This is a genomic window from bacterium (assembly GCA_024228115.1).
GTDB lineage: Bacteria > Myxococcota_A > UBA9160 > UBA9160 > UBA6930.
Genome location: JAAETT010000277.1, coordinates 24,117 through 31,794, shown reverse-complemented (window position 1 = coordinate 31,794; position 7,678 = coordinate 24,117). Strand labels below are relative to the sequence as shown.

Sequence of the window (7,678 nt, the reverse complement as noted above, 5' to 3'; positions counted from 1 at the left end):
TTCCAGGGCAACCCCGGCTCACACCCGATCCGGAGCCTTCGCGGTCCCGGGCGCCCCAGACCCTACTCACCGCAACAATTCAACCGAGAATCCCACGCTACGCGGCCGATCTCGCTTCTACCGCGCAGACTCCTAGGAGGCGTGGCCGGCTTGGGGGCGCCGGGCGTGGGTACGCGGGCTCGAACCCCGAACTACGCAGGCGATCGTAGAGATCCGGATGAGTTGGATTCGAGCTGCCGGTCACCGCCGGAATTAGGTTGGCTTCGTGGAGGGCCTCGAGGGCGCGCGCGTAGTCGCCCGAGTTCGCCTCGCAGCCCCGCCCCACCTCGTCCGCGCGCTGCTCGAGCCCACGGACGCCGCGAACCAGGAAAAAGATGATCAGGTAGTAGGTGCCAAGCAACGAGAAAATCCCGGAGGTGCCGATCGAGTAGCCGATCGGGGCGACGAACCCGAACGGAAGCAGGGCAAAGACACCGGCCACGCGCGCCAGCCGAGCAGGCCACCGTTCTGAAAGGTGGCCCAGTTCGTGCCCGGCGATCGCTGCCAGTTCGTTGTCGTCGATTGTGTCCGTGATTTGCTCGCTGAAGACGAGACGCTGGCTCAGTGGAAACGCAAAGGCGTTTGGCCCATGCATCGGCACGACGTAGACGCCGCTGGGGCGAACGCCGGTGCGATCGGCCGCACTCTCGACTATCGTGGCGAGCTGGGCGTCGGCACTTCGCGCAACACCCAGCCAGCACAAGAGCGGAAGGCCACCAGCCCAACACGCCAGGGCGAAGCCAGACGCGCCCAAGCCGAGCGCCGCCCAGGTGCCGGCTCCAGGTTCGGGCTCCACGATCGCGTTCAGGACGAAGAGACCGACCACGTGAGGCGCCACGAGCACGAGAGGCCCAATCTCGCGCAACAGATCGTGCCCGAGCGAAGCGCGCCGACCAGAGATCTCCCCCGCGAAGCCCCGACGTGCTGTGAAAGAGCCCACATAGGCCGACACTGCCGTCAGGGCAAACAGGAGACTGCGCGGCGTATGGCTAAGGGGTCCGCTGAGATCCAGGCTCGCCATCGCCAGCATCAAGGCGGGAGCCAGTGCCATCGCCCCGGCAATCCTGCGATGAGGGTGCGCCGCACGCGCACGTTCCACCCAGCAGGCGCCGCTCATCTTCCGGAGAGGGCCGATCGTCACCCGCCCCGCAAACCACGTGGCGGTGGCACTGATTCCGAAGGCTGCCGGCGGGATCGCGAGGCTTGCCCAACCGGTCCAAGCCGGAAGCAGCGGCCGAACGGCTTCCAACGCGCTAGCAGGCTCGGGCATGCCTCTCTATCGACGGTGCGTCAAAGAAGAATGAGGCCCGGTCGGAGGAACCGTCCCACGGCCCTCAGGAGGCCTGCCATCCGGAGTGGCCCGGAGACAGGGTTGATCCCCCCTCACGGTCAAATTGGTCTGTGCGATTCCCGGCCTCTACCCGGCCACGGAGGCTGTCATAACGGTTGCGGTGTTTCGTCGAAACGTGCGCGGTTGGGGCTCCCCTGAGGCGAAGCAGAATATGGGTCACGTTGGGGAGTGCCCCGTGGGGCCTCTCGACGAATAGGTTCGAAGGGAGGCGAGATGCGGCGGTGGGATCGTCTGGTGGATGGGTACGTGGAGGCGCGTCGGATGAGAGCCCTCGCGGACCCGAGCGTGGAGCCGATCCGCGGTGAGCTGGATCGCTGGGGATCGTGGTTGAAGCGACACCGTCCGCGACCGCGCCTCGAGTAGGGGTTGGGGAGCAGATCGTGGAATACCTGCGTTCGCGGTCGGCGTTCCGGTCGAAGACCACGGTGTCTGGAGCGATGAGCACGATGCGCGGGATGGGGAAGTCCCGTGTTTGGGAGGGTGTTTGGTCGGTGAGCCCTCTTCGGTAGCTCAAGGGTCCGAAGTTCTATCCTCCGGCGCGGGCTCTGGAAAGCAAGGCCTCGAGTTGTTCGCGAATGGCCTGGTGAAGGAGCGTCTTCTCTGGCTGGTGGCGTTCCTGCTCGGCAACAGGGTCCCGCAGACGTGACCGACGTGAGGAGAACCACCAAGGAGGTTACGCGGGAGTCGCCGCATTGGTGCCCGGGTGCAGGTTCGAGCCAGGACCGGGAGGCGACAACTGCTGCCTGGCCGCGATAGGTTGGGGCCGGCTTGGCTGTCTTTGAAACCAGTTCGGCACCGGCTGCTCGAACCTGGACGCCAGCCGGCGACACTTCCATTTCGTTCTTGACTACCGAAAGCGCTCCGGCCGCGGCCGACAGAAGAGCTGGCTCGAACCTGCGGCGATCAGTTTCCCGTCCCGGTTCCAGATCGTCCCGCCGGTTCCGATGAGTCCCTCGGCCGCGAGTTCGGCGCGGGATTCGAAGAGCAACCAGTCGTCCTTCCGGGCGTCGTGGTGGAAGCGGACGTGCAAGTCGAGATTCGGAGCAATCCAAGGGGAAGGCTCCTCGGACGGGTAGGCGGGCCAGGTTGCCGGCCAGCTGAACGCATCCAGCAGGATCACGGATCGCGCCGCATCGTCGAATCGATCCTTCGCGGCCGGATTCGGACGAAAGCGACACCAGGCACGCATCACGGGCTCGCCGGGCTCCCTTTCGGCCTCGGGCTTCCAGTCGATCGGGCGCCGGTCGAGGTTCTGGAACATGCCGAGTTGGGGCTGTGCCGGATCGAGTTCGCGAACGTCCCGTAGTTCGGCGTAGCCAGGAACCTCCGGCGGCTCGGTGAAGTCATGTTCCATTCCCTCGTCCGTTTCGACGGCCCAGACGTTCGCGTCGAGGATCGGTTTGCCCTCTTGTGTCATGGCGACGTGGAGCGCTTCGGTGCGGCGTCCTCCGCGCAAGGTCTCGACACGAAGCTCGACGGGCTCGAAGCGTGCGACACTCAGGAACTGGCACACGAAACTCGCCGGGCGCCGGAAGCGGGTCGCCCTCCCGGCCGCACGTAGGGCGATCGCGGCGACGTATCCACCAGCAGGTCCCCAGGTCATCCAATCCGGGTGGAGCATCGCCTGGTAACATCGCTCTCCTGTTTCTTTGACCGCGGTCTGCTCGATGAAGTTGCCCATGCTTTCCCTCGAATGAATGAACCTACGGCACCCGGCGATCCAGGTTCACCCCGGCGCGTCGAATAGCTGGCGCAGGCCTCGCGAGAGGTTCAGTGTGGGTACGGTCACGTGGAACTCGTCGGGGAAGACCTCGGCTTCGATTCGCAGGCTCGGGTATCGGCGCGCTTCCAGGGTTTCGACGAAGCGCTTCATGTCGTCGACCATGTCGATATAGATGGCGTTCGAGCGGGCTCTCGCTTCCTCCGGGAGATTCCGGGATTCCCGATGACGCCCCTTCTGGGTCTCGAGGGCGCCGATGCCGAAGTAGGCCTTCGCGTCGAGATCCGCATGGGCCTCGGCATAGGCCGCCTCCAGATCGAACGATGTGCCAGCGTTCCACCAGAGCGAAGGGCTGCCGATGGCGTATCGCTCGAAGGTCTCCGGTTTCGTCAGCAAGGTGAACACGCCGAACAGGCCGCCGAAGGAGTGGCCGAAGTACACGGAGCGATCCGGATCCACGGCGAGTCGCTCCCTCACCCACGGTTTCAGCTCTTCGGTGATGAAGGCCAGGAAGTTCGTGGCTCCGCCGGTCTCTCGTTGTTGCGGAAAGAACTCCACGAACGCCGGATCGACGGTCGGCGTCAGGTCGCGGGTGCGCAGATCGAGGGTGTCCGCGAGCCCGCCGCGTCGGTAGCCGATCCCGACGACGACCATCGAAGGCAGGTGCTGGGCGAGCTGCATGCTGCGAATGATGTCGATCGCGCTTCCGAAGGTTCCGTTGGCGTCGGTGAGAAAGAGAACCACCGGCGGCTCTTTCGCCGCGGCCTCGCCCGGACAGTGCCCCACGAAGAGCTTGAATTCGTCGCCGACGGCTTCCGAAGCCAGGTAGTGCACTTCGGTGTCGGCGAGGGAACTCGAATCGTTGGACATGGTCGTCTGCCTGCCAGCGGGTTCGCGGCCACCGGAGCCTACCGGCGGACGTTCTCGAACACCCGACCGAGGGCGAGTTCCTCCGGCGGGTCCGAGGGGACGAAGAATGCCGTGCCGAACTTGGCGGCGAAATCGTGCCGCACGACGCAGGAGGTGGCCTCGCTCGAGCGCGGTCCGATATCGATGACATAGTGACAGAGGGAAAGCTCGGACCCATGGCGCAACGCCAGTTCAGAGTGCCAAGCCTGGGCGACGGCCGCATCGTCCGGAAAGAGTCGAGCGTAGGAACCGCACCAGGCGTCGAGAGGAATGAGGTGTTCTTGCGAAGGCGTGAGCACGACGGGGCGGTTCCCCACCTGTTCGTGGATCAATCTGGCGACGAGTGGTTTTCCGCCAACCACGAATTGCAGGACGTAGATGAGCGCCCGGCCGGTTGGCGCGAGGAGTGCTTCCAACCTTTGGAGGAGGATTTCAACGAAGCGGTTGCCTTCCGGCCCACCATTGGAGGTGAGGGTGCCGGGGATTCCGTCCGGGGTTGGAACGAAGGGAGGATTCGCAATCAGCAGGTCGTAGGGCGCCTCGGGCTCGAACGTGGCGATGTCTCCCTCGATCACGTCGAAGGTGTCCGCGCCGAACGCGTTCTCGGCTGCGTTGCCTCGCTGAAATTCGCAAGCCCGTGGGTTGATGTCGAGGAAATCGACATGCGCTGCACCGACTTTGAGCGCCATGAAGCCGAGAGCGCCAGAACCGCCGAAGGGCTCGAGCACTCGCTTCCCCCGGGCAGTCTCGGGATGGTGGACCAGGTGGTTCATCAAGGCGCCTTGCGGCGTGCCGAGTGAGAGGACGCGATTGGAATCCAGGTTGGCCAAGGAATCTGTCCTGATCCGAAGCCCGTTTGCGAAGCCGAACCAGATTTCGTCGCCGCGCATCTCCGTGGTCCGGCTCAGTCCGTCCGGGAGCGTCATGGCATTCATTCTCCGTTCGTTCGGGGTGTTCTGCGGAGGAACCCTACAACGAATCGAGAAGGGTCCCGACCGTTCTTCTCCACGCCCTGCGGTTGGCGACTACGAGGACTTCGTGCTCGGCCTTCGGGAACAGCTCGAATGTCTTCTCGCTGGAGATTGCATCGTACACACGTCGCGCCTGGGCAGGGGTTGCGCGTGTATCGAGGGCACCGTGGAGAACGAGGGCTGGGCACCGGACGGCACTGGCATACTGTTCGGGGTTGTGGTCGAACGGGTCGAAGCCCGACTGAACTCCACCCCAGAACAGCAGCAACTCGTTCAGGGGCCAAGCTGGCAAACCCATGAGCTCGAAGCGGCGAGCGGTGGTTGCCGACAACCGGTTGAAGGGTGATTCGAGTACGATTGCGTCTGGCTTGGCTTCCTCCAGCGCAATTGCACGCAGAACAGCTGAGCCGCCCATAGAGACGCCGTATAGAACGATCGAATCGTCCGGCCTTTTCGACCGGGCGAATCGAAGGGCCGCGACGACATCGTTTGCCTCCAGTACCCCTATCGTCGTCCCGTTGCCGCCGGAGCCGCCTGATCCGTAGAAATCTACCAGGAGAGAGCGCGCACCGAGGGCCGCAAGGCCTTCCGCGATTGGCAGCAGCGATGCCTTACTCGAGGAATAGCCGTGAAAGAGGATGACGGAGATCGATCTGTCGTCTTCTCCGATCCACCACGCTTCGAGTTCGATACCGCGGTCATTCTCGAAGTAGAGGGTCTCGAACGGCAGTTCCAGGGAGGACGGATCGCTTTCGTTTCGAGGTCGCGGAACGCGCACGCCCGTGAGAATCACCCGGATCTTCCCGAGGATGGACAGCTCTTCGGGGCGCTCCGTCTTTTCGCCCTCCAGGACGAATGCGGTCATGGCGCGTGCTTGTAGGAACGCGACGCCGTTCACCCCAACGGCACCGGCCACACAGATCAAAACGAGTAGTGTTGACCTTCTCACGTTGGCCGGCGCCTACTCCAACAGAGAACGGTGATAGTCCTCGGGTGCGTCGAAGCCCATCAGGTGCAATACGGTGGCGGCCAGGTTCGCGAGGCCCGCGCCTGGGACGCTTCGCATCGCTAGTTCGTGGTTGGGCGCGTAGATCCAGCAGGGCACGGGGTTCAAGGTGTGGCTGGTCTTGGCCTGGGGGTGCCCGTTTTCGTCGCGCTTGATCTCGCCGGTCTTCTTGTCGAGTTCGAACATCAAATCCGCATTCCCGTGATCGGCGGTGACGATGAGGGCGCCCTCGAGCTCGGCGATCACCGGCATCAGGCGGCCGATCTGCAGGTCCACGGCGGCCACGGCCTGGATGGAGGCTTCGTAGGCACCGGTGTGGCCGACCATGTCGCCGTTCGCGTAGTTGAGGCGTGCGTGGCGGTAGCGGCCCGTGCGCAGCTCGGAAATCAGCCGGTCGGTGATCTCGGCGGCTTTCATCCACGGGCGTTCTTCGAAGGGCAGGGTGTCGCTCGGGATCTCGACGTAGGTTTCGAGGCTCTCGTCGAACTGGCCACTCCTGTTGCCGTTCCAGAAGTAGGTGACGTGGCCGTATTTCTGGGTCTCACTGATCGCGATCTGCATGTGGCCGTTCCGGGCCAGGTACTCGCCGAGAGTCCTCTCGATCGTCGGGGGAGAGACGAGGTATTGGCCCGGCACATGGAGATCGCCGTCGTATTCCATCATCCCGGCGTAGGCGACATCCGGGCGGAGGCCCCGGTCGAACGCAGAAAGAGAGGCATCGTCGAACGCGCGACTGATCTCGATCGCACGATCGCCTCGGAAGTTGAACAGCACGAAGGCATCCCCGTCGCGCACGGGGCCCAGGGGCTCACCGTGATCCGCAATCACGAAGGCGGGGAGGTTCTGGTCGATGATTCCCGGGGATTCGTCGCGGAAGGTCTGGACGGCGGTCCGGGCATCCGGGAAGGCCCTGGCGTCGGCCTTCACGTGGGTCTTCCAACCGCGTTCGACGATGCTCCAATCCGCTTCGTAGCGGTCCATCGTCACGAGCATCCGGCCGCCGCCGGAGGCAATCCGGTAGTCGCGGTCAGCCTTGCGATTCAGGGTCTCGAGCAATTCTTCGAGCGCGTCGATGTAGTCGAGGGCGCTGGTCTTCGGCACATCGCGGCCGTCGAGCAGCACGTGGATGCGGACCTGTCGGACTTCTTCCTGGTCGGCCCGGCGCAGCAGGGCGAACAGGTGATGGATGTGGCTATGCACGTTGCCGTCGGAGAGCAGGCCCAGGAAGTGGAGGGTGCTCTTCGCCTGGCGCACGCGCTCGGTGAGGCCTTGCCACACCTGGCCACTCTCGCCCTCGAACAGGCTCCCCGAGTGGATGGCCTGCTGCACCAGCTTCGCGCCCTGGTCGAAGACCCGGCCTGCCCCGATGGCGTTGTGCCCGACTTCACTATTGCCCATGTCGTCGTCGCTGGGCATGCCGACGGCCACGCCATGCGCGGCGAGCGGCAGCCCCGGAGCGCTGGCCGCCAGCCCATCGAGCTGGGGGGTGCGCGCCAGGTGGACGGCATCGGAGGCGTCCTGGCGGCCGATCCCCACACCATCCATCACGCAGACCACGACAGGCCCGGCGACACCCGGGAAGGTCCGATGCGGCTTCAGCTCGAACTCGGAAGTGCCCATGAAGGGCCGACCCTAGCAACGTTGGCCCCCGGGGGCTCAATCTGGCAGACTCGGGACTCCTC

The 7,678-nt window shown here is 64.7% G+C and carries 7 protein-coding genes; 1 reads left to right on the top strand and 6 read right to left on the bottom strand.

The annotated features are described in order from the left end of the window. Positions 1-97: 97 nt before the first annotated feature. Positions 98-1,309, bottom strand: a complete 1,212-nt coding sequence (locus tag GY937_12575; GenBank protein ID MCP5057542.1) for a M48 family metalloprotease — start codon at positions 1,307-1,309, stop codon at positions 98-100. 294 nt (positions 1,310-1,603) lie between these two features. Between GY937_12575 and GY937_12570 the strand changes: the two genes are divergently transcribed. Further along, a complete protein-coding gene (locus GY937_12570) occupies positions 1,604-1,753 on the top strand; it encodes a hypothetical protein (protein ID MCP5057541.1) in 150 nt (49 codons plus the stop codon). A gap of 484 nt (positions 1,754-2,237) precedes the next feature. On the opposite strand, the gene GY937_12565 is transcribed toward GY937_12570, so the two are convergent. The 5 genes from GY937_12565 to GY937_12545 all read right to left on the bottom strand — a co-directional run bounded on the left by GY937_12565 (position 2,238) and on the right by GY937_12545 (position 7,616). Next, positions 2,238-3,071, bottom strand: a complete 834-nt coding sequence (locus GY937_12565) for a thioesterase family protein (GenBank protein MCP5057540.1) — start codon at positions 3,069-3,071, stop codon at positions 2,238-2,240. Between the two features lie 45 nt (positions 3,072-3,116). After that, positions 3,117-3,980, bottom strand: a complete 864-nt coding sequence (locus tag GY937_12560) for an alpha/beta hydrolase (GenBank protein MCP5057539.1) — start codon at positions 3,978-3,980, stop codon at positions 3,117-3,119. Positions 3,981-4,018: 38 nt separating this feature from the next. Continuing rightward, the gene (locus tag GY937_12555; GenBank protein MCP5057538.1) at positions 4,019-4,945 is read right to left on the bottom strand and encodes a methyltransferase; all 927 of its coding nucleotides are present in this window, start codon (positions 4,943-4,945) and stop codon (positions 4,019-4,021) included. A gap of 43 nt (positions 4,946-4,988) precedes the next feature. Then, positions 4,989-5,855 carry an alpha/beta fold hydrolase gene (locus GY937_12550; protein ID MCP5057537.1) on the bottom strand — a complete coding sequence of 289 codons (867 nt, stop codon included), beginning with the start codon at positions 5,853-5,855 and terminating at the stop codon, positions 4,989-4,991. 96 nt (positions 5,856-5,951) lie between these two features. Then, positions 5,952-7,616: a 2,3-bisphosphoglycerate-independent phosphoglycerate mutase gene (locus GY937_12545; GenBank protein MCP5057536.1), complete on the bottom strand. Its 1,665-nt coding sequence runs from the start codon at positions 7,614-7,616 to the stop codon at positions 5,952-5,954. Positions 7,617-7,678: the final 62 nt, after the last annotated feature.

What these genes read in the sequence shown, in the direction of transcription:
- GY937_12555 (MCP5057538.1), bottom strand. Translation starts at nt 4,945, where the DNA reads ATGACGCTCCCGGACGGACTGAGCCGGACCACGGAGATGCGCGGCGAC.
- GY937_12570 (MCP5057541.1), top strand. Translation starts at nt 1,604, where the DNA reads ATGCGGCGGTGGGATCGTCTGGTGGATGGGTACGTGGAGGCGCGTCGG.
- GY937_12575 (MCP5057542.1), bottom strand. Translation starts at nt 1,309, where the DNA reads ATGCCCGAGCCTGCTAGCGCGTTGGAAGCCGTTCGGCCGCTGCTTCCG.
- GY937_12565 (MCP5057540.1), bottom strand. Translation starts at nt 3,071, where the DNA reads ATGGGCAACTTCATCGAGCAGACCGCGGTCAAAGAAACAGGAGAGCGA.
- GY937_12560 (MCP5057539.1), bottom strand. Translation starts at nt 3,980, where the DNA reads ATGTCCAACGATTCGAGTTCCCTCGCCGACACCGAAGTGCACTACCTG.
- GY937_12550 (MCP5057537.1), bottom strand. Translation starts at nt 5,855, where the DNA reads ATGACCGCATTCGTCCTGGAGGGCGAAAAGACGGAGCGCCCCGAAGAG.
- GY937_12545 (MCP5057536.1), bottom strand. Translation starts at nt 7,616, where the DNA reads ATGGGCACTTCCGAGTTCGAGCTGAAGCCGCATCGGACCTTCCCGGGT.